Genomic DNA, 26,213 nt, shown 5'->3' with positions numbered 1-26,213 from the left:
TCGATCAATCCTATGCAAGTTTTTTATCGATAAATGTGACTTACCACCTGCGGCATGATGTCTAAGGCTCGTCCTGTCATTTTCACATCGACCCGCTCGCTGAGGTCGGTCACGCCAGGATTCACCTCCGCGGTGAAGCCTCCCGCCTGCCGCGTGCGCAGCACCGGTTCGACGATATAGGGGAAGCTCGCGGTGGTTCCCACCACCAGCACCGCATCGAAGCCTTTGCGCAATTCGCGGTACAGGGTATCGATCGCCTCTTCCGGCAACATTTCCTCGAACAGCACCACCGGCGGCCGCAGCACCCCACCGCAAGCGGCGCAGCGCGGCGGCAACTGGCCGTGCAGATGCTCCTCCAGGCCGCCGCTCTCGGCACCGCAGGACTGGCAGTAGAGCGGCGCCAGTTCGCCATGGATCTCGATCAGCCGCTCGGCCGGCGAGCCGGCCTGGCGATGGAAGCCGTCGATGTTCTGGGTCAGCACCCAGCATTCCGGCTTGTGCCTCTGCAACTCGGCGATGGCTTCGTGGCCGGCGTTGGGTCGGGCCGCCAGGCAAGCCTTGCCAAGTTCCGCGAGGTACTTCCAGCACAGCGCCGGATCGCGCCGCAGCATCGGTCCGGAAAGTGCCGCCTCGATCGGCAGGCCCTCTTCCGTGCGACCGTTGTAGAGACCGCCGAGGCCGCGATAGGTGGGCATACCGGAGTCCGCGGAGAGGCCGGCGCCGGTGATGACCAGGATGCGTTCGGCGCGCCGCAGGGCCTGGGCGACGGTGGCGATCGGGCTGTGGCTGTCCATGGTTGGCTCCTGTCAGGCTGGCGGATCGAGGGAAGCCGGCAAGCCGAGCCGGCGCATGCGCCCGAGCAGGGTCGTGCGCGGAATCCGCAACCGGGCGGCGGCCCGGGAGAGATTGCCGCGCGCCTGGCGCAAGGCGTCTTCTATCAGGTTGCGCTCCTGTTGCGCCAGCGCCTCGCGCAGGCCTCCGACCGCCGCGCTGTTCATCGAGAGCGCGGCCTCGCCGCCCACGGCCTCGGCGCCGTCGTCGGCGAACGCCACCTCATCCAGCAGTGCGCCGCCCTCCCCGTGCAGCAACAGGCTGCGCCGGATCACGTTTTCCAGTTGCCGGACGTTGCCCGGCCAGTCGCAGGCCAGCAACTGCGCCAGCGCCCGCTCGCCAAGAGCGGTGACACGCGGGTTGAGGCTGCGCGCATCGCGACGGACGAACGCCCGTGCCAGCAGTTCCACATCGCCGGGGCGCTCGCGCAGCGGCGGGATGCACAGGCTGCCCACGTCCAGACGGTAGTACAGGTCCTCGCGCAGGCGTCCCTCGGCGATCGCCTGGCGCGGCGGCTGGTTGCTCGCCGCGATCAGGCGCACATCGGCCCGCTGCGGGCTCAGGCTGCCCAGAGGCAGGTAGCTGCCGTCCTGCAGGACCCGCAGCAGCTTGCTCTGCATGGCCATCGGCATGGAATTGATCTCGTCGAGGAACAAGCTGCCGCCCTGCGCCAGGGCGAACATGCCCTTGCGGTTCTCGGCGCCGGTGAAAGCGCCGCGGGTGGTGCCGAACAGGGTACTTTCCAGCAGCGTCTCGGGAATCGCTGCGCAGTTCAGGCTGATCATCGGACCGCTGCGTCGCGGGCTCAGGGCATGGGCGCGACGGGCGAACAGTTCCTTGCCGGTGCCGGTCTCGCCATGGATCAGCAGCGGCAGGTCGGTGGCGGCGAAAACGTCCAGGCGCTGCAACTGCCGCAGCAGGCTCGGCGCCACGCTCAGGATGTTCGGGCAATCCGCCAGGCCTGCGGCCTCTTCGGTCTCGGCGACGACTTCGCCGAGTTCCATCGCGCCGAGCAGGCAACCGTCGCGCCCGCGCAGCGGGATCGCCCGGTGGCGATACTGCAACAGCTCGCCGCCGGCCCCCACGTAGGCCTGCAGCGTATCGATCGACGGCCGCCCTTCGGCCAGGCAACGCAACAGCGTGCTTTGCTCGGCCGCCAGCCAGGGAGCGCTCTGCAACAGGTGCATACCCAACGCCCGCTGCGGGTCGAGACCATCGAGCAGGCCGCTGGCACGGTTGTAGTAGACGAAGCGACCGGAGGGGTCGACCACCGTGACCGGTTGCCGCAGGCCGTCGAAAATCGGCGCCAGGCAGTCCACCAACCAGGCCAGTTCACCGCTTCGCGTGGAAATCGTCGGCTCCTCGACAAGCGCCATGCTCTCCCCCTCGGTTTCCCGGATGTCGAAATCTCGTCAGTTGTCCCATCTTCGACGCAGCGCGACCGAGCATCCTTGGCGTGGATCAACCAAGCCCTCGGAAAACCAGGAAAATCCTCCGATTTATCAAGGATTTCCAAGGCAATTCCCGGGCGTTGGCTGGCGCGTGGCTTGCAACGACCTCGTCGTCCCCACACGAGGAAAATCGTCATGTTCAAGCACATCATCGCTCGCACGCCCGCCCGCAGCCTGGTCGACGGCCTGACCTCCAGCCACCTCGGCAAGCCGGACTACGCCAAGGCCCTGGAGCAGCACAACGCCTACATCCGCGCCTTGCAGACCTGCGACGTGGACATCACCCTGCTGCCGCCGGACGAACGCTTCCCCGACTCGGTGTTCGTCGAGGACCCGGTGCTCTGCACCTCGCGCTGCGCCATCATCACCCGCCCCGGCGCCGAATCGCGGCGCGGCGAGACCGAGATCATCGAGGAAACCGTGCAGCGCTTCTATCCGGGCAAGGTCGAGCGCATCGAGGCACCCGGCACGGTGGAAGCCGGCGACATCATGATGGTCGGCGACCACTTCTACATCGGCGAATCGGCCCGCACCAACGCCGAGGGCGCCCGGCAGATGATCGCGATCCTGGAGAAACATGGCCTCAGCGGCTCGGTGGTGCGCCTGGAAAAGGTCCTGCACCTGAAGACCGGGCTCGCCTACCTGGAACACAACAACCTGCTGGCCGCCGGCGAGTTCGTCAGCAAGCCGGAGTTCCAGGACTTCAACATCATCGAGATCCCCGAAGAGGAGTCCTACGCCGCCAACTGCATCTGGGTCAACGAAAGGGTGATCATGCCCGCCGGCTATCCCCGGACCCGCGAGAAGATCGCCCGCCTCGGCTACCGGGTGATCGAGGTGGACACCTCCGAATATCGCAAGATCGACGGCGGCGTCAGTTGCATGTCGCTGCGCTTCTGAACCATGCCGCGGCGGACCGACCCGCCGCCTCCCGCCGTCGCACCCCGGCGCAGGCTCCGCCTGCGCCTGGCGCGACATACCGGATGCAGTTTCGGAGGTGCCACATGGCCGATTCGGACAAGGGAAAACTGGGGCTGCCGGCGCTGACCGCGCTGGTGGTGGGCGGCATCATCGGCAGCGGCATCTTCAGCCTGCCGCAGAACATGGCCGAAGGCGCAGGCGCCGGCGCGATCCTGATCGCCTGGGCGATCACCTTCGTCGGCATGCTGACCCTGACGCGGATATTCCAGTGGCTGTCGACCACCCGCCCCGAACTGGACGACGGCGTCTACGGCTACGCCCGCGAAGGCTTCGGCGAATACCTGGGGTTCAATGCCGCCTGGGGCTACTGGATTTCCGCCTGGGTCGGCAACGCCGGCTACCTGGTGGTGCTGTTCAGCGCCCTCGGCTCGTTCGGCGCGCTGGCCTTCTTCGGCGACGGAACCACCTGGCCGGCGCTGCTCGGCGAATTGACGGTGCTCTGGCTGATGCATGCCTTCGTCCTCCACGGCGTGCACAACGCGGCGATCACCAACGCCATCGTGACCCTCGCCAAGGTGGTGCCGATCGCCCTGTTCATCCTCTGCGTAGCCCTGGCCTTCCGCATCGAGACCTTTCACCTGGACTTCTGGGGCAGCCCGGCCCTGGGCAGCGTCACCCGCCAGGTGGAAACCACCATGCTCTACACCGTCTGGGTATTCCTCGGCATCGAGAGCGCCACGGTCTATGCCAGCCACGCGCGGCACGCGGCCGATGTCAGCCGCGCAACCCTGCTCGGCTTCGTGGTCACCCTGCTGTTGCTGGTCTGCGTCTCGGTGCTGTCGCTGGGCGTGGTGCCGCAGCACGAACTGGCGCAGATGAAGAACCCCTCGATGGCCCAGGTGATGGCCGCGGCGGTGGGCCCTTGGGGCGCCACGCTGATCAACGTCGGGCTGATCGTCTCGGTCGGCGGCGCGCTGCTGGCCTGGACCATGCTCGCGGTGGAAATGCTCTACCTGGCCAGCCGTGGCCCAACGCACACCGCGCCGGCACTGTTCGGCCGCACCAATGCGGTGGAAACCCCGGCGCCGGCACTGTGGCTGACCAGCACGCTGATCTCTGCGCTGCTGCTGGTGGCCTTCCTCAACGCCTCGGGCTACAACGCGCTGATCCAGTTGGCCACCTCGATGGCGCTGATCCCCTACCTGCTCTGCGCCGGCTTCTGCCTGAAGCTGGTGGCGCGCCGCCCGCACTCGGGCGCGATGCTGGCGCTGGCGCTGTTGGGGACGCTCTACGGGGTCTGGCTGATCTACGCCGCCGGGCTGAAATACCTGCTGCTGTCGATGATCCTCTACGCGCCAGGCCTGGGCTTCTTCCTGCATGCCCGTCGCCAGCGCGGCCTGCCGGCGTTCGGCAATCGCGCCGAAGGCAGCGTCGCGGCGCTGGTGCTGGTCCTCGCGCTGGCGGCGCTGTGGATGATCGGCAGCGGTCGGCTGACCCTCTAACTCAATGATTGACCGTATGTGCCAGCATCACCGACAGCTGGCACAGCGGCCGGCCGCTCTCCTCGCGCCACTGGTTGAAGGCTCCCTGGACGGCCGCCAGGTCCTTGAGGCTGGTGGGCGGTTTGTCGATGATCTCCTGGGCCTTCAGCGCGGCGACCATGTCGTCGCTGGGAATGAAGGTGTCCTTGCCGGCCATCCGCAGGAAACGCGGCGCCGACAAGCCGCCGAGCTGGTTGCCGCGCTTGCTCAGCAGCTTCCACAGGCCGACGATGTCGGTTTCCGGCCAATCCGCGAGGAAGTTGCCGAAGCTGCCATGCTCGCGGGCCAGGTCGAGCACCATCTGCGCATTGCGCGGCACGCTCTTGAGCTTGCCCAGGTGGCGGATCAGGCGGGCGTCCTGCATCAGCCGCTCGAGATGCTCGGCGCTCATGAGCACGACCTTCTGCGGATCGAAGCCGAAGAACACTTCCTCGAAGGCCGGCCACTTGGCGTCCACCAGGCTGTGCTTGAGGCCGGCGCGGAAGATCCGCAGGCTGATCAGCGACAGGTAGCGGTCGTCACCCACCGCGCGCAGCTCGGCGGCGCTCTTCGGCTGCGGCAGGCGCGCTTCCAGCGCCTCCCTGGAGCCGAAGCGGTTCAGGCAGTATTCGTACATCCAGGCGTAGTCGCGCATCGGGAATCCTTGCAGACCGGAGAGAAGAACTGACCCGCGGCGCAGCTCAGAGGTTCATCACGTCGAGGAAGCGCGGCGTGGCGTTCTCGTCGATGCGCAGGTTGGCGAAGTCGAACAGGTTGCGGTCGGCCAGTTGCGACGGCACCACGTTCTGCAGGGCGCGGAACATGATCTCGGTACGCCCCGGCGATTTGCGTTCCCATTCCAGCAGCATTTCCTTGACCACCTGGCGCTGCAGGTTCTCCTGCGAACCGCAGAGGTTGCAGGGGATGATCGGGAACTCCTTGAGCTGGGAATAGGCCTCGATGTCCTTCTCGCTGCAATAGGCCAGCGGCCGGATCACCACGTTGCGCCCGTCGTCGGCCAGCAGCTTCGGCGGCATGGCCTTCAGGGTGCCGCCGTAGAACATGTTGAGGAAGAAGGTCTCGAGGATGTCGTCGCGATGGTGACCGAGGGCCATCTTGGTCGCGCCGATCTCGTCGGCGAAGGTGTACAGCGTGCCACGGCGCAGGCGCGAGCACAGCGAGCAGGTGGTCTTGCCTTCCGGGATCTTCTCCTTGACCACCGAGTAGGTGTCCTTCTCGACGATGTGGTACTCGACGCCGATCGACTTCAGGTACTCCGGCAGGACGTGCTCGGGAAAACCGGGCTGCTTCTGGTCCATGTTCACCGCGACGATCTCGAAGCGGATCGGCGCGACCTTCTGCAGGTAGAGCAGGATGTCGAGCATGGTGTAGCTGTCCTTGCCGCCGGACAGGCAGACCATGACCTTGTCGCCATCCTCGATCATGTTGAAGTCGGTGATGGCCTCGCCGGCCAGGCGGCGCAGGCGCTTCTGCAGTTTGTTCTGATTGACCGAAAGGGTGCCCATGGTGCTCTGGAATCCGGGTGTTCGAGGAGAAAAGCTGGCTATTTTACGCACAAAGCGACGCCGACCCCAGCCCCTCCCGACGCCCGATGCTAGTCTTGTCCCATGACTCCCGACCTCGACCACCGCCTCGACCTCGCCGGGCAGATCCTCTGCCTGCTGCGCGAGCATCCCGAGGGGCTTTCCGAATACCAGTTGATCCAGCTGCTGAAGGCCCGCCATTCGACGCATATCCCCCATCGCGAACTGGCCGACAAGCTGGTGCTGTTCCGCACCCATTTCCTCCTGTTCAACGCGCTCTACCACCTGCGCGACCACCTCTGGGCCGAGCGCGAGGCGCACCTGGAGATCAGCCCGCTGAGCCTGCGCCTGCATCCTTACGTGGATGGCACGCAGGCGCTGGAACAGGGCGATCCGCTGCGCGACTACTACCTCGACCTGCGTCACCTGGGGGAGACCAGCGAGGCCGACGTCGAGCGGCTGCTGCAGAGTTTCTGGACGCGCATGCAGGGCAGCGAGGAGAAGGCCGCCGCCCTCGCCCTGTTCGAGCTGGAAGGCGCGGTCGACTATCCCGCCATCAAGCTGCGCTACCGGCAACTGGTCAGCCAGCACCATCCCGACCGCGGCGGCAGCACTGCGCGCCTGCAATCGATCAACAAGGCGATGGAAATACTGCAACGCTATTACAGCCGGCCGTGAAGCTTCGATTTGCTCTAAACCCGCGAGCGACGCGGGCTCGGGCCGTTCCTATACTGCGACATAAGGTCGCATAGGTCGGCCGAGCACCGGGTGGCGCTGTCCATGCGCGCCCGGCGCTTCGCTGGGGGGCGACCACATAAGAACGAGGAGGAAACGGCATGATCCATCATGTATGGGGGCTCTTCACCCATCCCGATCAGGAATGGCAGGAAATCCGTGGCGAAGAAGAAAGCATCAGCCACATGTACCTGACCCACATCCTGATCCTGGCTGCCATTCCGGCGATTTCCGCCTATATCGGCACGACCCAGGTCGGCTGGGTGGTCGGCGGCGGCGATCCGGTCAAGTTGACCCAGGCCAGCGCGTTGCAGATGACGGTCCTCACCTACCTGGCGATGCTCGCCGGGGTGGCGGTGATGGGCGCGTTCATCCACTGGATGGCGCGGACCTACGACGCCAACCCGAGCCTGACCCAGTGCATCGTGTTCGCCGCCTACAACGCCACGCCGCTGTTCATCGCCGGGCTGGCGGCGCTGTATCCGCACCTCTGGCTGGGAATGATCGTCGGGGTGGCGGCGATCAGCTACACGGTCTACCTGCTCTACGTGGGGATTCCCACCTTCATGAACATCCACAAGGACGAAGGCTTCCTGTTCTCCAGCTCGGTGCTGGCGGTGGGCCTGGTGGTGCTGGTGGCGATGATCGCCCTGTCGGTGATCCTCTGGGGCAGCGGGGTCGGCCCGGAATACACCAGCTGACGTCCAGCGAACGCATCGTACGACCGGGCCGCGGGCAACCGCCGCCCGGTTTTTTCTTGCCCGCCGCCGCGCTTGCCTGATCCTGCACCCCGGACGAGCGGTCGTCCCGACGCCTGCGCCCGCCCTCCTGTCTCCGGCATAATCGCCCGCTGCTGGAGTCTTCCCGAATGCCCGAACACCTCAACGCCCGCGTCGAGGCCTGCTATCGGCAGGCCGAACACTTCTTCCAACGCAGCTTCCCCCGCCCGACCGTCAGCTTCCGCCTGCGCGGCCAGAAAGCCGGGGTCGCCCATCTCGACGAGAACCTGCTGCGCTTCAATCCCCAGCTGTACCGCGAGAACCGCGAGCACTTCCTGGAACAGACCGTGGCCCACGAAGTCGCGCACCTGATCGCGCACCAGTTGTTCGGCCCGCGCATCCGCCCCCACGGCGAGGAGTGGCAGTTGATCATGCGCGGCATCTACGGCCTGCCGCCGGACCGCTGCCACACCTACGCGGTCAAGCGCCGCGCCACCACCCGCTACCTGTACCGCTGCCATTGCCCGGAGCACAACGACTTCCCGTTCTCCCCACAACGCCACACCCTGGTGGCCAAGGGGCGCCGCTACTACTGCCGGCGCTGCAAGGCGACCCTGGTGTTCACCGGCGAAGTGCTCCGCGAGTGATTCAGGCGATGGCCCCGGCCGCCTTCAGCTCGGCGATCCGTTCGGCGGAGTAGCCCAGGCCTTCGAGCACCGCCACGGTGTCGGCGCCGAGCGCCGCGCCGATGTGGCGAGGCGCCGGCAGGCCGGCGGAAAACTTGATCGGACAAGCCATCTGCGCCTGGCTGCCGCCGTCCGCCAGCGGCACCCGGGCGACCAGCCCGCGCGCCTGCAACTGCGGGTGTTCCAGCGCCTCGGAGAGCGGCAGCAGCGGCTCCACGCAGGCATCCAGGGCGGCGAACACCGCCTGCCATTCGGCGAAGTCGCGTTTCTCGAACTCCATCTCGATCTCGCGCTTCAGCGCCCGCTGCTCTTCCGGCTTCGGCGACAGGCCGCGGGAGGCCAGTTCCGGGCGGCCGATGGCGGCGCAGAATTGCTGCATGAACTGCGGTTCCAGGCTGCCCACCGAGAACCAGCGGCCATCGCGGGTGCGGTAGTAGTCGTAGAAGCTGCCGCCGTTCAGCGCCAGCGCCTCCATCTCCGGCTCGACCCCGGCCGCGAGATAGCCGGCGCCGGCCATGCCGTTCAGGCTGAAGGCGCAGTCGGTCATGCTGATGTCGACGAACTGCCCCTCGCCGGTCTGCTGCCGGTGGATGACCGCCGCCAGCAGGCCCATCACGCCATGCAACGAACCGCCGGCGAGGTCCGCCAGTTGCACCCCCAGCGGCAACGGGCCACGCTCGCGGCGCCCGGTGTAGCTGGCGACGCCGGCCAGCGCCAGGTAGTTGATGTCATGCCCGGCGCGCTCGCGGTACGGCCCGGTCTGGCCGTAGCCGGTGATGGCCACGTAGATCAGCCGCGGGTTCGCCGCCTTCAGCGCCTCGTAGCCGACGCCGAGCTTGTCCATCACCCCCGGACGGAACTGTTCGAGGACGATGTCGTATTCGCGTACCAGCTCCAGCACCACCTCGCGCGCGCCCTGCCGCTTCAGGTCGAGGCCGATGGAACGCTTGTTGCGGTTCAGGTAGGCATGGCTGGCCGAGGTGCCGTCGACGTGCGGCGGCAGCACCCGCACCAGGTCCATGCGCCCGGGCGACTCCACGCGCAGCACGTCCGCCCCCATGTCGGCCAGCAGCAGCGAGGCGAACGGCCCCGGCAACAGGGTCGAGAAATCCAGCACTTTCAACGATGACAACGGGCCTTTCATGCTCCCTCCTCTGGGTCGCCGGGCATTGGTCGGGATCGCCTGCCGAGCAGCCTATCCACCCGCCGCGCGGCGCGACATGGCCGTGGCGTCAGAGCTTCATGCCGCGGCTGATGATCTCTTTCATGATCTCCGAGGTACCGGCGAAGATCCGCTGGATGCGGGCGTTGGCGTACATCCTGCAGATCGGATACTCCCACATGTAGCCCCAGCCGCCATGCAGTTGCACGCCTTCGTCGACCACCTTGCCCAGCAGCTCGGTGGTGAACAGCTTGGCTTCGGCGGCGACCTCGGGGGACAGCTTCTTCTGGTTGTGGTCCATCACGCAGCGGTCGGTGAAGACCTGCGCCACGTCGATCTGGGTACGCATTTCGGCGAGCTTGAAGCGGGTGTTCTGGAAGTGCGCCACCGGCCGGCCGAAGGCCTGGCGCTCCTTCACGTAGTCGATGGTCGCCTGCAACGCCGCCTCGGCCCCGGCCACCGCGCCGCAGGCGTTGGTCAGGCGCTCCTGGGCGAGCATGTTCATCAGGTAGAAGAAGCCGCCCTTGGCGTCGCCCAGCAGGTTTTCCTTCGGCACCCGCACATTGTTGAAGAACAGCTCGGCGGTGTCCTGGCTCTTCATGCCGAGCTTCTTCAGGTTGCGCCCGCGCTCGAAGCCTTGCATGCCGCGCTCCACCAGGAACAGGCCCATGGCGTGCTTGTTCGCCGGATCGGTCTTCGCCGCGACGATCACCAGGTCGGCCAGCAGGCCGTTGGAGATGAACACCTTGGAGCCGTTGAGCAGCCAGTGGTCACCCTTGTCCACCGCGGTGCTGCGCATGCCGGCCAGGTCGGAGCCGGCGGACGGCTCGGTCATGGCCACGGCGAGGATGGTCTCGCCACGGACGATCCCCGGCAACAGGCGGGCCTTCTGCTCGGCGCTACCGTATTCGGCGATGTACGGCCCGCACAACGCCGAGTGCAGCGGGATCATGAAGCCCGGTTCGTTGATCCGCGCCAGCTCCTCGCACATGATCTGCTCGTAGCGGAAGTCCTTGAGCCCGGCGCCACCGTACTCCTCGTCCGCCCAGGGCAGCAGGAAGCCCATCTCCCCCGCCTTCCTCCAGACAGCGCGGTCGACCACCCCGGCCTCTTCCCAGGCGTCCTGGTGCGGCACCACCTCTTTGTCGAGAAAGGCGCGGAAGGCATCGCGGAACAGGTTGTGTTCGGTCTCGAAGATCTGCCGTTGCATGTACGGGGACTCCCTGCGGTCAGTGGTTCCGCAGGGTAGGCGGCGCCGGCCGGCGCCCTCAATGACGCGAGCGCTCAGGCTCGGTTGACCGAATCGGTCAGCTACCAGTCCATGCTCGCCGGCTGCACGCCCGGGTGGGACGGGAACAACGGCAGCACCTCCTCGGCCAGTTCCTGGATGACTTCCGCTGCCGGCCTGGCGGCGAACTGGATGCCCAGGGCGGCATGGTTGACGCCCGCCGCGCGCCATTCGCCGAGCAGCTCGATCAGGCCGTTGCGCCCGGTGCGCAGGACGTAGCCGCCGTGCAACGGCGTACGCGGATACGCCGGGTCGTCCACCAGGTCCAGCCATTCGTTGGTCATGTGCGGGCGGAACCCGCCGTCCGCGATGGACATCCTCCAGGCGCGGATCTTCCGGGCCAGGCGACGTGGTCCGGACGCATCGACAGTCGACTCCGGATAGGTCAGCCAGCCATCCGCCTGGCGTGCCAGCCAGTCCGCCGGCTGCCGCGCGGAGCCGGTGACGACCAGCGGGATGGCGCCGGCCGGCGGACGCGGCAACAGTTCGGCGTCGTCCAGCGTACCGAGCGGCGAGGCGACGTGCCGGCAGCCGTGCAGCAGTTGGCGCAGGTAGTCCAGGCCCTGGGCGAACCGCTCGCCGCGCTGCGCATGCTCCAACCCGTAGGCGGGGAACTCCACCGGCCGGTCGCCGGAGGCGAGGCCCAGCACCAGGCGTCCGCCGGACAACCGGTCGACGCTCGCCGCGGCCTTGGCCAGGTCGACCGGTTGGCGCAGGGCAAGCACCGCGCTGCCGGTGGCCAGGGCGATACGGCGGGTCCGCGCGGCCAGATAGCCAAGGTAGGTGAACGGGTCGAACACTTGTCCGGCATCGCCGAAGCGTGGGTCGAACAGCGGTACGTCGCGTACCCAGACGGCGGCGAATCCCAGTCGATCGATTTCTTCGACCAGCCGCGCCTGGCCCAGCAGCACCCGCATGTCGCCCTGGTAGAAACGCAACGGCAGGAACAGGCCCAGGGTCAGCGCGTCTGCGGCGAACATGCGCCGATAGCCAGGGTGCCCGACGAAGGCCGGCGCCGAGGCGCCTTGCAGCAGGGCGCTCATGGACCCACCGCCGGTTCCGGCAGGAGGATCCCGCGCTGCACCGCAGGCCGCAGGGCCATGCGCCGGTGCCAGTCGTCCAGGTGGCGATAATGGCTGAAGTCGAAGTCGACGATCCGCGCCGTATGGGTCCAGCCGAAGGTGGCGATATCGGCGATGGAGTATTGCTCACCGGCCAGCCAGGGCCGTCCGGCCAGGCGCTGGTCGAGGGTGGCGAAAACCTCCTCGGAGAGCCGCCGATAGCGTTCGATGGCCGGCGGGTACCGCTCTTCGGCGAAGATCTCGAAATGCACGCGCTGGCCGAGGATGGGCCCCATGCTGGAAGCATGGAAAGTCAGCCAGGTCAGGGCCTCCCAGCGTTCCCGGGGGGCGTCGGGAAGCAACCGCCCGCTGGTCTCCGCCAGGTACTGCAGGATCGCCGCCGACTCGAACAGGGTGATGCCGGCGGCCCGGTCTACCAGCACCGGTATCCGGCCATGTGGATTCAGGCGCAGGAATTCCGGGCGGCGTTGCTCGCCATGGTCGATGCGAACGTGGTGCAGTGCGTAGGGCAGCCCCAGTTCCTCGAGGGCGATGGTGATCTTGAATCCGTTGGGTGAACTGTCGCTGTAGAGCTGGAGGGAAGGCATGGCAAGTATCCTTGCAGCGCTGGACTATCCGGCGCCTGGGCGATGGGGGCGGCGCCGACCGGGGAAACCGCCTCGGCCGCTTCCCGCACACCGAAGAAAGCAGCTAGGCTAAAGTCTCTCGTTTCGCCACACATGCTGAAGCCCAGGCCGGCGGATGAAAAACGATCCTTTCTACAACCTGTTTATAGAAAAACTGAATTCATGGGTGCCGTCCTCCCGCTTCTCGCGCTACGCGCTTTCGTCGAAACCGCCCGCCATGGCAATCTCACCCGCGCGGCCGCGGCCATGGGCGTCACTCCCGGCGCGGTAAGCCAGCAGCTCAGGGCTCTGCAGGCGCGCACCGGCGTCGTCCTGTTCCAGCGCTTCAGCCATGGCATGCGCCTGACGCCGGAGGGCGAGCAGGTCTATCCCGGCCTCCGCCAGGCCTTCGAGCAGATCACCGCGAGCCTTGCCCAGCTGGAGGCGATCAATGCCCGCCAGACCCTCACGGTCAGCACCGAGCCCTCCTTCGCCGCCACCTGGCTGGTGCCGCGCCTCGGTCAATTCAGCGCGTCGCACCCGCAGGTGGAAGTCCGCGTGGAGGCTACGGCACTGCTCGCCGACCTGCGCCGGGAACGAATCGACGTCGCCATCCGCCACGGGCTCGGCGACTACCCCGGACTCGACGTGCAGGCACTGATGGCCCCGCCGCTGATCCCCGTGGCCAGCCCGCGCCTGCTGGCGGAAGGTCCTGAGATCCGCGAAGCGATCGATTGCCTGGCCTACCCACTGTTGCAGGAGTCGGAGCGCAATGACTGGCGCCTGTGGCTGCGGGCGATGGGGGTGGAGGACGACCCGCGCAGCGAGAGAGGTCCGGCTTTCGCCGACGACCTGCTGCTGGTTCGCGCCGCCGAGGCCGGCCAGGGTATCGCGCTGGTACGGGAGATCCATGCCCGCGCCGAGATCGCCAGCGGCCGCCTGGCGGTCGCCCTCGAGCGGCCCTGGCCGAGCCGCTTCGCCTATTACGCGGTGAGCCTGCCAGGAGCGGCGCAACGAGCGCCCCTCTCGCTGTTCCTCGCCTGGCTGCGCGAGCAGGTCGCCGCCGAGGCATAAAAAAACCCGCCACGAGGGCGGGTTCGAAGGGCGGCAGGGAGCTCTTCACTTCCCCCTGCCGAACAGGTTTGAGCTTAGACCGCTTCGCGGCCGCCCACCGGAATATCGCTGGCAGGCGACGAAGCGTTGCCCTCGCCGGCCAGTTCGCGCTGCAAGGTGCCCTCGTCGAGCTGCTTGCACCACTTGGAAACCACTACCGTGGCCACGCCGTTGCCGACCAGGTTGGTCAGCGCGCGGGCTTCGGACATGAAGCGGTCGATGCCGAGGATCAGCGCCAGGCCGGCGACCGGCAGGTGGCCGACGGCGGAAAGGGTCGCGGCGAGCACGATGAAGCCGCTGCCGGTGACGCCGGCGGCGCCCTTGGAAGCGATCAGCAGCACCAGCAGCAGGGTGATCTGGTGGGTGATGTCCATCGGCGTATCGGTGGCCTGGGCGATGAACACCGCGGCCATGGTCAGGTAGATCGAGGTGCCGTCGAGGTTGAAGGAGTAACCGGTGGGAATCACCAGGCCGACCACCGACTTGTTGCAGCCGAGCTTCTCCATCTTGTCGATCATCCGCGGCAGGGCCGACTCGGAAGACGAGGTGCCCAGCACGATCAGCAGTTCCTCGCGGATGTACCTGATGAAGCGCAGGATGCTGAAGCCGTGGGCGCGGGCGATGCCGCCGAGGACGATGAGCACGAACAGGATGCAGGTGATGTAGAAGCACAGCATCAGCTGGCCGAGCTGCACCAGCGAACCCACGCCGTAGGCGCCGATGGTGAAGGCCATGGCGCCGAACGCGCCGATCGGGGCGACCTTCATGATCACGTTGATGATGTTGAACATCACGTGGGAGACGCGCTCGATGAACTCGAACACCGGCTTGCCGTAGCTGCCCAGGCGATGCAGGGCGTAGCCGAAGAGCACGGAGAAGAACAGGACCTGGAGGATGTCGCCGTTGGCGAACGCGCCGACCACGGTGCCGGGGATCACGTTCATCAGGAAGTCGACGGTGCTCTGCTTCTCGCCGGCAGCGGCGTAGGCAGCGATCTTGCTGGTGTCGAGGGTGTTCGGGTCGACGTGCATGCCGGCGCCCGGCTGGACCACGTTGACCACTACCAGGCCGATGATCAGGGCCACGGTGGAGACGACCTCGAAGTACAGCAGCGCCATGCCGCCGGTCTTGCCGACCGACTTCATGCTCTGCATGCCGGCGATGCCGGTGACCACGGTGCAGAAGATGATCGGCGCGATGGCCATCTTGATCAGTTTGACGAAGCCGTCGCCGAACGGCTTCATCGCCACCGCCGTTTCCGGGTACCAGTGGCCGAGCGCGATACCGATGGCGATGGCGACCAGAACCTGCACGTACAGGCTCTTGTAGAAGGGTTGTTTGGTCATGGGCAGAGTCCTCACGGGGGCGCTTCGCCAGTTCCCTGGAACGCGCTCACCGGTAGCGTTACCCCCCTTGCTGGGGAGATTTTTTGTCGTGAACCGCCGCGGCGGAACCTTGCCCAGGCATTGCAGAGGCTGTGCCAGGATGCTCTTTATCTAAATAAAATCCTTATATATCAACAAGTTAAATAATAAATGAAAATTGCATAGCGGGCTAAGCGTGGCGGATTACCGCCCGGCGGGCCGGCTGTGCCGCGCGAGCATGGCGGGAGTCCGCCACCACCCTTGTCGTCTTCCGGGTGGCGCCCTACCATCGCCGTTCCAACAACAAGGACGCCGCCATGCGTGAGCGCACCATCGCCAGCCATTTCGTCCGCGCCGCGTTGCGCGGGGCCACGCGCCAAGGCCTGGACGGCCCCGCCCTGCTGCGTCGCGCCGGCATCCAGCCGGCCCTGCTGGACGAACCGCGGGCACGCATCGCGCCGGAGCAGTTCACCCGCCTGATGCAGTTGCTCTGGGAAGTGCTGGACGACGAATACATGGGCTTCGGCGAAGTCCGCAGCAAGCGCGGCACCTTCGCCATGATGTGCCACACCCTGATTCATTGCCGGACCCTGGAAAAGGCCCTGCAGCGCGGCGAACTGTTCTACGGCCTGTTCCCCCAGGCGCCGCTGATCCACCTGCGGCGCGACGGCGACCTGGTGCGCCTGAGCCTCGAGGAACGCCACCTGTCGGACCCGGATCACTTCCTCGCCGAAAGCCTGCTGGTGATCTGGCACCGCCTCGCCAGTTGGCTGATCGGCCAGCGCATCCGCCTGGAGGAAGCCACCTTCAGCTACCCGGCGCCGGACCACCAGGCCGAGTACGACCTGCTGTTTCCCTGCCCCCGGCGGTTTTCCGCCGGCTGCACCAGCCTGCTGTTCGCCGCCCGCTACCTGGGCATGCCGCTGCTGCAGGACGAACGCACCCTCAAGCAGTTCCTCCAGCACTCTCCCGCCGACCTGCTGGCGCGCCCGGACGGCGGCGACAGCCTGACCAGCCAGATCCGCCGCCTGCTCGGCCGCGACTGCCGGCGCTGGCCAGACCTCGACCAGGTCGCCCGCCAACTGCACATGAGTTCGCAGACCCTGCGACGCCACCTGCGCGAGGAAGGCGGCAGCTTCCAGCAACTCAAGGACCACCTGCGCCGCGACTTGGCGATCTACCACCTGGGTCGGGACGAGCTATCGATCCAGGACATCGCCGAGCAGCTCGGCTTTTCCGAGCCCTCGGCCTTCCATCGCGCGTTCAAGAAGTGGACCGGCCTCACCCCCGGCGCGTACCGGCACCAGGCGGAAGCCTGAAGCTCAGCCCAGCTCCTGGCGACGAAGCCCGCTGCGCAGTTGGTCGAGCACCGTGGCGAACGGCTGCGGCCGACCGACCGCGTAGCCCTGGGCGAAATCCACCCCGAGGCGCGCCAGGTGATCGAGGATTTCCCGGCTCTCGACGAACTCGGCCACGGTCACCGCGCCCAGGCGGTGGGCGATCTGGTTGATGGAGTCGACGATGGCCTGGTCCACCGGGCTCTTGTCCAGGTTGCGGACGAAGCTACCGTCGATCTTGATCACGTCGACGACGAAATTCTTCAGGTAATTGAAGGAACTCAGGCCGGAGCCGAAGTCGTCCAGCGCCACCTTGCAGCCGAGGTCGCGCAGCTTGGCGACGATCCGCGAAGCCACCGACAACTGGTTCATCAACGCCGTCTCGGTCAGCTCGAAGTACAGGCGCTCCGGCCTCAGCGGCGAGTGTTCGATGCGATCCAGCAGGTAAGGCAGGAACAGCGGGTCGTTGAGCGAGTTGCCGGACAGGTTGATGCCGATGCTCAGGCCCTCCACCGCGGCGATCCGCGCGCCGAAGTTGATCAGCGCCTCGTTGATCACCCAGCGGTCGATGCTGGCCATCAGGTTGAAGCGCTCGGCGGCCGGGATGAAGGCGCCCGGCGGAGTCATCTGGCCATCCGGATCGTACAGTCGCAGCAGCAGCTCGTAGTGCCGGTCGCCGTCGCGGCGGGGGCCGACCGGGACGATCTCCTGCGCCTGCAACTGGAAGCGGTCGTTCTCCAGGGCCTCGCGCAGCCCGCTAGCGAGGAGTATGTCGCGGTGCTGGCGCTCCACTTCCTCATGGCCGAACTGGTACACCGAAACCCGGTTGCGCCCGGCATGCTTGGCCGCGTAGCAGGCCACGTCGGCCTGGCTCATCAGTTCGCTGGTGCTGCGCGAGGTGGCGGTAAGGGCGGTGATACCGATGCTCGCGCCCACGTCGTAGAGCCGCCCTTCCCAGGGGAAGCGCACCGAGCAGATCTGCTCGATGAGCTTGCTCGCCACCTGCTCCGCCTCCGCCAGGTCGCAATCGAACAGCAGCAGGCCGAACTCATCGCCGCCCAGCCGCGCCAGGGTGTCGGAGGCGCGGGTGCGGTCGGCGAGAATCCGGCTCAGCTCGCGCAGCAGCATGTCGCCCGCCGCGTGCCCGGCGGAATCGTTGACCACCTTGAAGCGGTCGAGGTCGATGAAGCACAGCGCATGCTGGGTCGCCCGCTCCTGGGCGTTGGCCAGGGCGCGTTGCAGCTCCTCCTCGAACTTGGTGCGGTTGAACAGCCCGGTGAGGGCATCGTGGGAGGCGTGATAGCTCAGCTCGCGCTGCATCGCCCGGGCCTTGGTGACGTTCTGGAACACCAGCACGGTGCCGATGATCTCGCCATCGCGGGTGCGCACCGGCGCCGCGCAATTCTGGATATCGTGCTGCTCGCCCTTGCGGCTGATCAGCGTGGCGCCGTCCTCCAGGTAGAACACCCGGGTGTTCTGCAGGCAGCGTCGCACCGGGCTTTCCAGGGCCTCGCCGGTGTCGCTGTCGAGCACGTTGAAGACCAGTTCGTGGGGCGCGCCGATGGCGTCCTGCAAGGTCCAGCCGGTCATCGCCTCGGCCACCGGGTTCATGAAGGTCACGCGGCCGCCGGCGTCGGTGGTCAACACGGCATCGCCGATGGAATACAGGGTCACCTGCAGGCGTTCCTTTTCCTCGTGCAGGGTTTCCGCCAGGGTGCGGATCTCGGTGATGTCGCTGTTGATGCCGATCATCCGCACCGGCCGATTGTCCTCGTCGCGAGTCAGCGTGGCGATCGCCCGCAGGTGGCGAACCTCGCGGTTGGGGCGGACGATACGGAACTCGCAGTCGAATTTCTGCAACCCGCTAACGGCGCGCTCCAGCTCGCGCAGCACGCGGTCGTGATCCTCGGCATGCAGGCTCGCCTTCCACTGCTCCACCGTGGTCTCCCCGGGACCGCTGCGGATGCCGTACAGGTCGAACATGCGGAAATCCCAGTGCAGGCGGTTGCGCGCCAGGTCCCACTCCCAGATGCCGATCTGCCCGGCGTCGGTGGCCAGCTTGATCCGTTCGGCGAGACGCTCGCGCTCCAGCTCGGCACGCTTGCGACTGTCGATATCCTCCACCTGGGTGACGAAGTACTGGGCGACTCCCTCCTCGTCGCGCACCAGCGACACGCTGATGCGCGCCCAGAAGGTTTCGCCGTCCTGGCGCAGGTAGCGCTTCTCCATCTGGTAGGAGTTGATACGCCCGGCGAGCAGGTCGCGCACCAGGTCGAGGTCCAGTTCCAGGTCGTCCACATAGGTGATCTCCTGGAACGACAGCTCGCCCAGGCGTTCGGCGGAATAGCCGAGCATCCGGCACAGCGCCTCGTTGACCTTGAACAGCCGCCCCTCCAGCGACACCAGGGCCATGCCGATCGCCGAGAATTCCATGGCGCCGCGGAACTGCGCCTCGCCGATGGCCACCTGATGCTGCTCGCGGCGGCTGCGCTCCATGATCACCGAGACCAGGAAGGCGGGAATGAGGGTCAAGGCCATCGGCAGGTACAGCAGCGGCTCGCCGAAACGCTGCTGGGACGACTCGGGGAGGAACACGCCGAGGGCGATCAGCACGGCGATGAAACAGGTGTTCAGGCAACCGATCAGCGCGGTACCGAACACGCTGGTGCTGGCGGCGGCCACCAGCAGCGGCAGGAGCACGTAGATGAAGGCGTAGGGCAGGCGCGTCAGGGCCACGAAGCTGATCACCAGGGTCACCAGCAGGAGCATCGCGTTGTCCACTCCCGCCCGCCCCGACAGAGCGTGACGCCAGGCCGCCAGGTTGCTGGCCATGCATAACGGCAGCAGCGCGAGCATGCCCATCGCATCGCCCACGTACCAGCGCGCCCACATTTCCGGGAAACGCCCCATGCCGAAGACGCTGACCAGCACCGCGCCCACCGAGGCGCCGAGCAAGGGCGGGATCAGCGCGCCGGCCCAGAGCACGCGAACCGCCGAATGCAGGTTGAATTCGAAGTCCTCGCGCACCCGGTTGATGCGTAACAGCATCGCGGCGAAGATCGCTTCGCTCAGGTTGGCCGGCAGGAACGCCGCGCTCATCCACAGGCTGTCGCCATACAGGCGGTTGGCCGCCAGGTTGGCCACGGCGGAGCAGAGCAGGATCGCCGGCCACTGGCGCAGCGGCGCGCGCAGCAGGGCGGCGGTGAGGATCGCGTTGGGCAGCCAGATCGCCGCGATGGTGGCAGGCTGGCGCGACAGGTAGATGCAGGCCAGGGCGGCGAGAAAGAACAGCACACCGGCCTGGATGCCCGCCCACAAGCCCCTGTCGTCGGTTTTGCCACTGAACATCCGCTCGAATCCCCGGTACCTGCGTCAAAGGAACTGCGCCAGCCGAACAGACTTCAGCGTAGCGCGGAAACACCTCAGACGTAGGTAACGGCCGCCAAGTCTCAGACTGTAGCGAAACGTATGCGGAAGCAGGCGCCGCCCAGCTCGGAATCGTCCAGGCTCAGTTCGCCGTCGTAGCTCTCGATGATGTCCAGCGCCACGGCCAGGCCGATGCCCTGCCCCGGGTGCTGGGTATCGGCGCGCTCGCCGCGGCGGATGATTCGTGCGCGCTGTTCGGCAGGCACTCCGGGACCGTCGTCCTCGACCCACAGCTCCGAGTAACCCGGCCCCAGCCGGGCGCCCACGCGGACCCGGCCCAGGCACAGGCGATAGGCGTTCTCCAGCAGGTTGCCGAGCAGTTCCAGCAGCGCGCCGCGCTCCACCGGCACGCTGAAGGACGGCGAGAAGTCCCGCTGCAGGCTTACCCGCTTGTCGCGATAGACCTTGTCCAGCGCGTCGCACAGGGTCTCCACCAGCGGCGCCAGTTGCTCGCGATGGCGTACCAGGCCGCTCTTGCGCAGGCTGGCGCGCTGCAACTGATAGCCTATCTGCTGGCTCATGCGCTCGATCTGGCCCTGTAGCACCCGCACCTGCTCGCGGTTGCCGGGCTCCTCGGCGAGCTGGTCGCCGACCCCCTGCAAGACCGCCAGCGGCGTCTTCAGACTGTGCGCCAGGTCGCCGAGGGAGTGGCGGTAGCGCTCGCGCTGCTTGTGCTCGCTGCGCAACAGGCGGTTCAGCGAGTGGGTCAGGCGCAGCAGCTCGCGCGGATGCTCCTCGCTCAGGCTCTCGCGCTCGCCGGATTCGATCTGGTCCAGCTCGGAACTCAACCCGCGCATCGCCCGGAAGCCCCAGGTCAGACCCAGCCAGAGCAGCCCGAGCAAGACCAGCAGGGCGCCGCCGAGCCACAGGTAGAGCTGCTCGCGGAACCCCTTGAGCAAGCTCTCGAACTCGCTGACCGATTGCATGGTGACGATGCTGTAGGCCGCCTGCTTGCCGCGCAGCAGGTCGATCTCGACGTCGAACACGAAGAACTCCTCGCCCTTCGCATCGCGGGTGGTGTGGAATTCGTTGCCGCGGCCGTCGTAGCGCGGCGTGTAGTTGATCGACTCGTCGGCCGCCGAGGTGGAGCGCCAGAGCAGATCGCCATTCTGGTCGTAGATATAGCCGAGGACCTTGGCCTCCGGCAGGTTGAACTCCTCCACCGGCAAGTGCTCGGGCATCACCAGGCGGCCCTTCTCCACCCGCGCCGCCGAGACCAGGGTCGCCACGTCGGCGGCCAGGCGCTGCTCGATGGTGTTCTCCAGGGCGATGCCGAAGGCCCGCTGCAGGGCCGGCAGCAGCGCCAGCATGAACAGCACCGCCAGGGCGGCGGCGCCGAGCATCAGACGGATGCGCAGGGAACGGATCACCGGCAGCGCTCGGTGAACAGGTAGCCCTGGCCGCGCACCGTATCGATCGGCTTGAAGCCGCCGCAGGCCTCCAGCTTGCGCCGCAGGCGGCCGACCAGCACCTCGATGACGTTGGCGTCGCGCTCCTCGTCGTCGGGATAGAGCTGTTCCATCAGGCGCTCCTTGGCCACCACCTGCTGGTGATGCCGCATGAGGTATTCGAGGATGCGGTATTCGTAGGCGGTCAGCGCCACCGGTTGCTCCTCGACCAGCGCCTGCTTGCGGTTCAGGTCGAGGACCAGGGGGCCGGCCTCGATGGTCGACTGGACGAACCCCGAGGAGCGTCGCAGCAACGCGTTCAGGCGCGCTTCCAGTTCCTCGAACTGGAACGGCTTGACCACGTAGTCGTCGGCCCCGGCGGCCAGGCCTTCGACCTTGTCCTGCCAGTTGCCGCGGGCGGTGAGGATCAGGATCGGGAAGGACTTGCCCTGCGAACGCAGCTCGCGGATCAGGTCCAGGCCGCTCATGCCCGGCAGGCCGAGGTCGATCACCGCCAGGTCGTGGTGGTATTCGCTGACCCGGTAGAGGGCTTCCTCGGCATCCGGTACCGCGTCCACCACGTGCCCCTGTTCACCCAGGCGGGTATAGAGGTGGTGGCGCAACAGCGCCTCGTCTTCCACTACCAGCAGTTTCATGAGGTTCCTCCGGATGAGATGCGGCCGGACCTTCCGGCCCGGCCATCGAAGCATGCCCTCGCGGGCGCTGCGCGGTCATTTAGAACTTGTAGTTGGCGCCCAGGTAGAATTGCGAGCTGCTGTGCAGGTCCAGGGAGCCCAGCTTGTTGCCGCCATGCGGGGTCATCTCGGTGCTGGCGTTGGTGCGCAGGTAACGATAGCCGCCTTCGATCGAGGCATTCTTGCTCAGCTCCTGCAGGATACCGGCCTGCAGCCCGGCAGCGTAGCCGACATCGCTGTCGCGCTTGAAGCCCTTGCCGTCCTGTTCCAGCTTGACCAGGCCGAGGGTGGCACCGCCGAACAGCTTGGTGTTGTTGTCGCCGATCGGCAGGAAGGCGTCGTAGCTGCCGAGCAGGTTCTGCTGGCGCAGCTTGTTGCCGCTGCTGGTGTCGGAGATGTTCTCGTAGGTCGCGTAGTAGCGGCCCTGCTCGAACTGCTGGCCGGCGCGGATGCCCCAGGTGCCGGTGTTGTCGATCACCTTGTCGAGGTTCGGGCTGTTCAGGTTGCGGTTCAGCGACTTGGATTTCTGGATGTTGTTGCTGGTCTCGCCCCAGGTCAGGCCGACGAAGTTGTCGGCGGCCTGGACGCCGGCGGCGGAACCCAGCAGGGCGGTGGCGATGAAGAGAGTCTTGAGTGCTTTCATGGTGTTTCTCCGTTCTGCGAGAGTCGTGTCGTTCACGGCTTGCAGAGTACGGACAGGGTACTGAACCGCCCCTGAACGCTTGCTGAACCCGGGCTGAACGACTCGCGTTTGCCGGCGAACGCTCTGTTTCCAGGCTGCCGCGCGCCGGCTCGGCGAGGTTTTTGCCCGTACTGCAAGTAGGGTCTAGGCTTTCTACAGTCGCCTGCATAGAGGCTGGGCCAATGAACGAACAACCCGACCAGGGACGCGTCAAGGGCATGGAAGCCAGGCTCTTCCTGTTTCTCGTGATCTGCCTGTTCCCGCTGCTGTCCGTCGCACTGGTCGGCGGCTTCGGTTTCTGCGTCTGGATGTACCAGCTACTGGCCGGCCCGCCCGGGCCGCCGGCCTGAGGTCGGGTATGAGCAGTCGCCGAGAGCTGTTCCGCCGCCTCGGCGGGCACCCGCCGACGCGTCGCCCGCCGTGGACCGCCGCCGACTTCGCCGCAGGCTGCACAGGCTGCGCCGCCTGCGTCGAGGCCTGCCCGGAAGGCGTGCTGAAGCTCGGCGCCGGTCGGCTCGTCGAACTCGACCTCTCCAGCGCCGGCTGCACGCTGTGCGGGGAATGCGCCAGCCGCTGCGAGGCCGGCCTGTTCGATGGCGCGCGCCCGGCCTTCCCCTGGATCGCCACGATCGGCGAAGCCTGCCTGGCCCTGGCCGGGATTCACTGCCGCAGTTGCCAGGACGCCTGCGAACCCGCCGCGATCCGCTTCCGCCCGGCCCCCGGCGGCGTCGCCCTGGCCGAGCTGGACAGCCAGCGCTGCAACGGCTGCGGCGCCTGCCTGGCGCCCTGTCCGAGCCAGGCCATCCAACTGCGCGCGCTATCCACCAAGGAGTCTCCACGACATGCCTGAAGCCCTGCAGATCGCCAGTCTCATCCTGCATTGCCGGCCCCAGCGAATGCCGGCGGTGAAGGCCAACCTGGCGCTGCTCGACGGCCTGGATATCTACCAGGAAAGCCCGCAGGGCAAGCTGATCCTGGTGCTGGAAGCCGAACGCGAAGAACAGATTCTCGACACCCTGGGCCAGTTGCAGAACCTGCCAGGAGTGCTCAACGCCGTGCTGGTCTACCACGAGATCCTGCACGACGACGATAGCAACGACGCGGCGGCCATGACCGACCGCGCGATACCGTGCTCGCCCGAGGAGACAATCGATGAACCTCACCCGTCGTGAATTCGCCAAGGCCAACGCCGCCGCCATCGCCGCGGCGGCGGCCGGCCTGCCGATCCTGGTCCGCGCCAGCAACCTGGTGACCGAGGCGGACGTCACCAGCCTGGTCTGGAACAAGGCCCCCTGCCGCTTCTGCGGCACCGGTTGCAGCGTGATGGTCGCCACCCGCGACGGCCAGGTGGTGGCCACCCATGGCGACATCAAGGCCGAGGTCAACCGCGGGATCAACTGCGTGAAGGGCTACTTCCTGTCGAAGATCATGTACGGCAGCGACCGCCTGACCCGCCCGCTGCTGCGCATGAAGGACGGCAAGTTCGACAAGCAGGGCGAGTTCCAGCCGATCAGTTGGGAACAGGCCTTCGACATCATGGCCGAGAAGTTCAAGGCCGCGCTCAAGGCCAAGGGACCGGAGTCGGTCGGCATGTTCGGCTCCGGCCAGTGGACGGTCTGGGAAGGCTATGCGGCGAACAAGCTGTTCAAGGCCGGCCTGCGCAGCAACAACATCGACCCCAACGCCCGCCACTGCATGGCCTCGGCGGTGATGGGCTTCATGCGCAGCTTCGGCATGGACGAGCCGATGGGCTGCTACGACGACATCGAGGCCACCGACAGCTTCGTCCTCTGGGGCTCGAACATGGCCGAGATGCACCCGGTGCTCTGGTCGCGGGTCACCGACCGCCGGCTCAGCGCGCCGCAGGTCAAGGTCGCGGTGCTGTCCACCTTCGAGCACCGCAGCTTCGAGCTGGCCGACTTGCCCATGGTGTTCAAGCCGCAGACCGACCTGATCATCCTCAACTATATCGCCAACCACATCATCGAGAGCGGCGCGGTGAACCGCGACTTCGTCGAGCGCCACGTGCGCTTCGCCCATGGCGCCGAGGACATCGGCTACGGCCTGCGCCCGGACGACCCGCTGGAGAAGAAGGCGAAGAACGCCGACAAGGCCAACACCTGGAGCGATATCGACTTCAAGGCCTTCGCCGAGTTCGTCAAGCCCTATACCCTGGAGCGCACCGCGCGCGAAAGCGGCGTGCCGGCCGAGCGGCTGAAGGCCCTCGCCGAACTCTACGCCGACCCCAAGCGCAAGGTGGTGTCGTTCTGGACCATGGGCTTCAACCAGCACACCCGCGGGGTCTGGGCGAACAACCTGATCTACAACATCCACCTGCTCACCGGGAAGATCAGCGAACCGGGCAACAGCCCCTTCTCGCTCACCGGCCAGCCCTCGGCCTGCGGCACCGCGCGCGAGGTCGGCACCTTCTCCCACCGGCTCCCCGCCGACCTGGTGGTGACCAACCCGAAGCACCGGGAAACCGCGGAGAAGATCTGGAAGGTGCCGGCCGGCACCATCCAGGAGAAGGTCGGCTTCCACGCCGTGCAGCAGAGCCGGATGCTCAAGGACGGCGTGCTCAACGTCTACTGGACCCAGGTCAGCAACAACATGCAGGCCGGTCCCAACGTGATGCAGGAAGTGCTGCCCGGCTGGCGCAACCCGGACAACTTCGTGATCGTCTCCGACGTCTACCCCACCGTCTCGGCCCAGGCCGCCGACCTGATCCTGCCCAGCGCCATGTGGGTGGAGAAGGAAGGCGCCTTCGGCAATGCCGAGCGCCGCACGCAGTTCTGGCACCAGTTGGTGAAGGCACCGGGCGAGGCGAAGTCCGACCTCTGGCAGCTGGTGGAATTCTCCAAGCGCTTCACCACCGACGAGGTCTGGCCCGCGGAACTGCTGGCGAAGGCCCCCGAGCTGAAGGGCAAGACCCTCTACGACGTGCTGTTCCGCAACGGTCAGGTCGACCGCTTCCCGGCCAGCGACCTGGCCAAGGGCTATGCCAACGACGAGGTCGACGCATTCGGCTTCTATATCCAGAAGGGTCTGTTCGAGGAATACGCCGCCTTCGGTCGCGGCCACGGCCACGACCTCGCCCCCTTCGACGCCTACCACGAGGCGCGCGGCCTGCGCTGGCCGGTGGTGGACGGCAAGGAGACCCGCTGGCGCTACCGCGAGGGCTACGACCCCTACGTGAGCAAGGGCAGCGGCGTGCAGTTCTATGGCTATCCGGACAAGAAGGCGATCGTCTTCGCCCTGCCCTACGAGCCGCCGGCCGAGGCGCCGGACCAGGACTACCCGTTCTGGCTCGCCACCGGCCGGGTGCTCGAACACTGGCACACCGGGAGCATGACCGCGCGGGTCCCGGAGCTGTACAAGGCGGTGCCCGACGCGCTGGTCTACATGCACCCGGAGGATGCGCGCCAGCTCAAGCTGCGCCGCGGCAGCGAGGTCAAGGTGGTGAGCCGGCGCGGCGAGATCCGCGCGCGGGTCGAGACCCGCGGGCGCAACAAGCCGCCCCAGGGGCTGGTGTTCGTGCCGTTCTTCGACGCCAACAAGCTGATCAACAAGGTCACCCTGGACGCCACCGACCCGATTTCCAAGCAGACCGACTACAAGAAGTGCTCCGTTCGCATCGAACTGCTCAACCTGGCCTGAGGAGCGC

24 protein-coding genes are annotated in these 26,213 nt (G+C 66.9%); 11 read left to right on the top strand and 13 right to left on the bottom strand.

Features of this window, described 5'->3' with window-relative positions; genetic code table 11:
* Positions 1–23: 23 nt before the first annotated feature.
* Both HMPREF1224_RS36745 and ddaR read right to left on the bottom strand, forming a co-directional pair.
* Entirely contained in the window at positions 24–794 is a 771-nt protein-coding gene (locus HMPREF1224_RS36745) for an NAD-dependent deacylase (protein ID WP_003123127.1), read from the bottom strand.
* A 12-nt stretch (positions 795–806) separates the two neighbouring features.
* Complete coding sequence (ddaR, locus tag HMPREF1224_RS36740) at positions 807–2,207, bottom strand: transcriptional regulator DdaR (RefSeq protein WP_003112458.1); 1,401 nt, start codon at positions 2,205–2,207, stop codon at positions 807–809.
* 210 nt (positions 2,208–2,417) lie between these two features.
* Between ddaR and ddaH the strand changes: the two genes are divergently transcribed.
* Both ddaH and HMPREF1224_RS36730 read left to right on the top strand, forming a co-directional pair.
* Complete coding sequence (gene ddaH / locus HMPREF1224_RS36735; protein WP_003086612.1) at positions 2,418–3,182, top strand: dimethylargininase; 765 nt, start codon at positions 2,418–2,420, stop codon at positions 3,180–3,182.
* A 104-nt stretch (positions 3,183–3,286) separates the two neighbouring features.
* Complete coding sequence (locus tag HMPREF1224_RS36730; RefSeq protein ID WP_003112459.1) at positions 3,287–4,705, top strand: basic amino acid/polyamine antiporter; 1,419 nt, start codon at positions 3,287–3,289, stop codon at positions 4,703–4,705.
* Between the two features lies 1 nt (position 4,706).
* Here HMPREF1224_RS36730 and HMPREF1224_RS36725 read toward each other — a convergent pair whose 3' ends face one another.
* Together HMPREF1224_RS36725 and ttcA are read right to left on the bottom strand one after the other, a co-directional pair.
* Complete coding sequence (locus HMPREF1224_RS36725; RefSeq protein WP_003086605.1) at positions 4,707–5,378, bottom strand: DNA-3-methyladenine glycosylase I; 672 nt, start codon at positions 5,376–5,378, stop codon at positions 4,707–4,709.
* Between the two features lie 46 nt (positions 5,379–5,424).
* Complete coding sequence (ttcA, locus tag HMPREF1224_RS36720; RefSeq protein WP_003082462.1) at positions 5,425–6,249, bottom strand: tRNA 2-thiocytidine(32) synthetase TtcA; 825 nt, start codon at positions 6,247–6,249, stop codon at positions 5,425–5,427.
* 102 nt (positions 6,250–6,351) lie between these two features.
* Between ttcA and HMPREF1224_RS36715 the strand changes: the two genes are divergently transcribed.
* The 3 genes from HMPREF1224_RS36715 (at position 6,352) to HMPREF1224_RS36705 (ending at position 8,368) form a co-directional block, all read left to right on the top strand.
* A complete protein-coding gene (locus tag HMPREF1224_RS36715; RefSeq protein WP_003082458.1) occupies positions 6,352–6,945 on the top strand; it encodes a DNA-J related domain-containing protein in 594 nt (197 codons plus the stop codon).
* A 158-nt stretch (positions 6,946–7,103) separates the two neighbouring features.
* Complete coding sequence (locus tag HMPREF1224_RS36710; RefSeq protein WP_003082455.1) at positions 7,104–7,703, top strand: Yip1 family protein; 600 nt, start codon at positions 7,104–7,106, stop codon at positions 7,701–7,703.
* A 167-nt stretch (positions 7,704–7,870) separates the two neighbouring features.
* A complete protein-coding gene (locus HMPREF1224_RS36705; RefSeq protein ID WP_003082453.1) occupies positions 7,871–8,368 on the top strand; it encodes a SprT family zinc-dependent metalloprotease in 498 nt (165 codons plus the stop codon).
* Position 8,369: 1 nt separating this feature from the next.
* On the opposite strand, the gene HMPREF1224_RS36700 is transcribed toward HMPREF1224_RS36705, so the two are convergent.
* From HMPREF1224_RS36700 to HMPREF1224_RS36685, 4 genes are all read right to left on the bottom strand, one after another.
* A complete protein-coding gene (locus tag HMPREF1224_RS36700) occupies positions 8,370–9,551 on the bottom strand; it encodes a CaiB/BaiF CoA transferase family protein (protein ID WP_003145417.1) in 1,182 nt (393 codons plus the stop codon).
* Positions 9,552–9,639: 88 nt separating this feature from the next.
* Positions 9,640–10,779, bottom strand: coding sequence for an acyl-CoA dehydrogenase family protein (locus HMPREF1224_RS36695; protein WP_003082447.1), 1,140 nt, complete (start codon positions 10,777–10,779; stop codon positions 9,640–9,642).
* A 101-nt stretch (positions 10,780–10,880) separates the two neighbouring features.
* Positions 10,881–11,900, bottom strand: coding sequence for an LLM class oxidoreductase (locus tag HMPREF1224_RS36690; protein WP_003112461.1), 1,020 nt, complete (start codon positions 11,898–11,900; stop codon positions 10,881–10,883).
* Positions 11,897–12,526 carry a glutathione S-transferase family protein gene (locus tag HMPREF1224_RS36685; protein WP_003112463.1) on the bottom strand — a complete coding sequence of 210 codons (630 nt, stop codon included), beginning with the start codon at positions 12,524–12,526 and terminating at the stop codon, positions 11,897–11,899. Before HMPREF1224_RS36685 ends, HMPREF1224_RS36690 begins: the two co-directional genes overlap by 4 nt.
* A gap of 201 nt (positions 12,527–12,727) precedes the next feature.
* Between HMPREF1224_RS36685 and HMPREF1224_RS36680 the strand changes: the two genes are divergently transcribed.
* The gene (locus HMPREF1224_RS36680) at positions 12,728–13,618 is read left to right on the top strand and encodes a LysR substrate-binding domain-containing protein (RefSeq protein ID WP_010793925.1); all 891 of its coding nucleotides are present in this window, start codon (positions 12,728–12,730) and stop codon (positions 13,616–13,618) included.
* A gap of 74 nt (positions 13,619–13,692) precedes the next feature.
* Here the strand turns inward: HMPREF1224_RS36680 and dctA are convergent, their stop codons facing one another.
* The gene (gene dctA / locus HMPREF1224_RS36675; protein ID WP_003082442.1) at positions 13,693–15,003 is read right to left on the bottom strand and encodes a C4-dicarboxylate transporter DctC; all 1,311 of its coding nucleotides are present in this window, start codon (positions 15,001–15,003) and stop codon (positions 13,693–13,695) included.
* Between the two features lie 335 nt (positions 15,004–15,338).
* Between dctA and HMPREF1224_RS36670 the strand changes: the two genes are divergently transcribed.
* Positions 15,339–16,340, top strand: a complete 1,002-nt coding sequence (locus HMPREF1224_RS36670) for an AraC family transcriptional regulator (RefSeq protein WP_003106595.1) — start codon at positions 15,339–15,341, stop codon at positions 16,338–16,340.
* Positions 16,341–16,343: 3 nt separating this feature from the next.
* On the opposite strand, the gene HMPREF1224_RS36665 is transcribed toward HMPREF1224_RS36670, so the two are convergent.
* The 4 genes from HMPREF1224_RS36665 to HMPREF1224_RS36650 all read right to left on the bottom strand — a co-directional run bounded on the left by HMPREF1224_RS36665 (position 16,344) and on the right by HMPREF1224_RS36650 (position 22,510).
* Positions 16,344–19,706 carry a diguanylate cyclase gene (locus HMPREF1224_RS36665; RefSeq protein WP_003082440.1) on the bottom strand — a complete coding sequence of 1,121 codons (3,363 nt, stop codon included), beginning with the start codon at positions 19,704–19,706 and terminating at the stop codon, positions 16,344–16,346.
* Between the two features lie 101 nt (positions 19,707–19,807).
* Positions 19,808–21,154, bottom strand: a complete 1,347-nt coding sequence (gene phoQ / locus HMPREF1224_RS36660) for a two-component system sensor histidine kinase PhoQ (RefSeq protein WP_003082438.1) — start codon at positions 21,152–21,154, stop codon at positions 19,808–19,810.
* Entirely contained in the window at positions 21,151–21,828 is a 678-nt protein-coding gene (phoP, locus tag HMPREF1224_RS36655; RefSeq protein WP_003082436.1) for a two-component system response regulator PhoP, read from the bottom strand. Before phoP ends, phoQ begins: the two co-directional genes overlap by 4 nt.
* A gap of 79 nt (positions 21,829–21,907) precedes the next feature.
* Positions 21,908–22,510 (bottom strand): outer membrane protein, encoded by a 603-nt coding sequence (locus tag HMPREF1224_RS36650; RefSeq protein ID WP_003082431.1) that lies wholly within the window; start codon positions 22,508–22,510, stop codon positions 21,908–21,910.
* Positions 22,511–22,731: 221 nt separating this feature from the next.
* Here HMPREF1224_RS36650 and napE point away from each other — a divergent pair, with 221 nt between their 5' ends.
* From napE to napA, 4 genes are read left to right on the top strand one after another with little or no spacing between them, the layout of a single operon-like run.
* Positions 22,732–22,899 carry a periplasmic nitrate reductase, NapE protein gene (gene napE / locus HMPREF1224_RS36645; protein ID WP_003082429.1) on the top strand — a complete coding sequence of 56 codons (168 nt, stop codon included), beginning with the start codon at positions 22,732–22,734 and terminating at the stop codon, positions 22,897–22,899.
* 8 nt (positions 22,900–22,907) lie between these two features.
* Positions 22,908–23,399: a ferredoxin-type protein NapF gene (gene napF / locus HMPREF1224_RS36640; RefSeq protein ID WP_003116340.1), complete on the top strand. Its 492-nt coding sequence runs from the start codon at positions 22,908–22,910 to the stop codon at positions 23,397–23,399.
* Positions 23,392–23,721 (top strand): chaperone NapD, encoded by a 330-nt coding sequence (locus HMPREF1224_RS36635; RefSeq protein ID WP_010793924.1) that lies wholly within the window; start codon positions 23,392–23,394, stop codon positions 23,719–23,721. The genes napF and HMPREF1224_RS36635 overlap by 8 nt, the downstream gene beginning before the upstream one ends.
* Positions 23,702–26,206, top strand: a complete 2,505-nt coding sequence (gene napA, locus HMPREF1224_RS36630; protein WP_009876083.1) for a nitrate reductase catalytic subunit NapA — start codon at positions 23,702–23,704, stop codon at positions 26,204–26,206. The genes HMPREF1224_RS36635 and napA overlap by 20 nt, the downstream gene beginning before the upstream one ends.
* Positions 26,207–26,213 lie beyond the last annotated feature (7 nt).

The sequence above is a fragment of the Pseudomonas sp. P179 genome, from assembly GCF_000478485.2.
Taxonomy (GTDB): Bacteria; Pseudomonadota; Gammaproteobacteria; order Pseudomonadales; family Pseudomonadaceae; genus Pseudomonas; species Pseudomonas aeruginosa.
Note: the sequence above shows the minus strand (reverse complement) of the source record. Positions and strands in the feature narration are given on the sequence as shown.

Excerpts from the sequence above, each read along its gene's own strand:
- HMPREF1224_RS36725 (WP_003086605.1), bottom strand. The coding sequence starts at position 5,378 with ATGCGCGACTACGCCTGGATGTACGAATACTGCCTGAACCGCTTCGGC.
- napA (WP_009876083.1), top strand. The coding sequence starts at position 23,702 with ATGAACCTCACCCGTCGTGAATTCGCCAAGGCCAACGCCGCCGCCATC.
- HMPREF1224_RS36690 (WP_003112461.1), bottom strand. The coding sequence starts at position 11,900 with ATGAGCGCCCTGCTGCAAGGCGCCTCGGCGCCGGCCTTCGTCGGGCAC.
- ddaR (WP_003112458.1), bottom strand. The coding sequence starts at position 2,207 with ATGGCGCTTGTCGAGGAGCCGACGATTTCCACGCGAAGCGGTGAACTG.
- HMPREF1224_RS36665 (WP_003082440.1), bottom strand. The coding sequence starts at position 19,706 with ATGTTCAGTGGCAAAACCGACGACAGGGGCTTGTGGGCGGGCATCCAG.
- HMPREF1224_RS36710 (WP_003082455.1), top strand. The coding sequence starts at position 7,104 with ATGATCCATCATGTATGGGGGCTCTTCACCCATCCCGATCAGGAATGG.
- HMPREF1224_RS36705 (WP_003082453.1), top strand. The coding sequence starts at position 7,871 with ATGCCCGAACACCTCAACGCCCGCGTCGAGGCCTGCTATCGGCAGGCC.
- HMPREF1224_RS36695 (WP_003082447.1), bottom strand. The coding sequence starts at position 10,779 with ATGCAACGGCAGATCTTCGAGACCGAACACAACCTGTTCCGCGATGCC.
- HMPREF1224_RS36670 (WP_003106595.1), top strand. The coding sequence starts at position 15,339 with ATGCGTGAGCGCACCATCGCCAGCCATTTCGTCCGCGCCGCGTTGCGC.
- HMPREF1224_RS36700 (WP_003145417.1), bottom strand. The coding sequence starts at position 9,551 with ATGAAAGGCCCGTTGTCATCGTTGAAAGTGCTGGATTTCTCGACCCTG.
- HMPREF1224_RS36730 (WP_003112459.1), top strand. The coding sequence starts at position 3,287 with ATGGCCGATTCGGACAAGGGAAAACTGGGGCTGCCGGCGCTGACCGCG.
- HMPREF1224_RS36635 (WP_010793924.1), top strand. The coding sequence starts at position 23,392 with ATGCCTGAAGCCCTGCAGATCGCCAGTCTCATCCTGCATTGCCGGCCC.
- HMPREF1224_RS36650 (WP_003082431.1), bottom strand. The coding sequence starts at position 22,510 with ATGAAAGCACTCAAGACTCTCTTCATCGCCACCGCCCTGCTGGGTTCC.
- ttcA (WP_003082462.1), bottom strand. The coding sequence starts at position 6,249 with ATGGGCACCCTTTCGGTCAATCAGAACAAACTGCAGAAGCGCCTGCGC.
- HMPREF1224_RS36745 (WP_003123127.1), bottom strand. The coding sequence starts at position 794 with ATGGACAGCCACAGCCCGATCGCCACCGTCGCCCAGGCCCTGCGGCGC.
- napE (WP_003082429.1), top strand. The coding sequence starts at position 22,732 with ATGAACGAACAACCCGACCAGGGACGCGTCAAGGGCATGGAAGCCAGG.
- HMPREF1224_RS36680 (WP_010793925.1), top strand. The coding sequence starts at position 12,728 with ATGGGTGCCGTCCTCCCGCTTCTCGCGCTACGCGCTTTCGTCGAAACC.
- HMPREF1224_RS36715 (WP_003082458.1), top strand. The coding sequence starts at position 6,352 with ATGACTCCCGACCTCGACCACCGCCTCGACCTCGCCGGGCAGATCCTC.
- ddaH (WP_003086612.1), top strand. The coding sequence starts at position 2,418 with ATGTTCAAGCACATCATCGCTCGCACGCCCGCCCGCAGCCTGGTCGAC.
- HMPREF1224_RS36685 (WP_003112463.1), bottom strand. The coding sequence starts at position 12,526 with ATGCCTTCCCTCCAGCTCTACAGCGACAGTTCACCCAACGGATTCAAG.
- phoP (WP_003082436.1), bottom strand. The coding sequence starts at position 21,828 with ATGAAACTGCTGGTAGTGGAAGACGAGGCGCTGTTGCGCCACCACCTC.
- napF (WP_003116340.1), top strand. The coding sequence starts at position 22,908 with ATGAGCAGTCGCCGAGAGCTGTTCCGCCGCCTCGGCGGGCACCCGCCG.
- dctA (WP_003082442.1), bottom strand. The coding sequence starts at position 15,003 with ATGACCAAACAACCCTTCTACAAGAGCCTGTACGTGCAGGTTCTGGTC.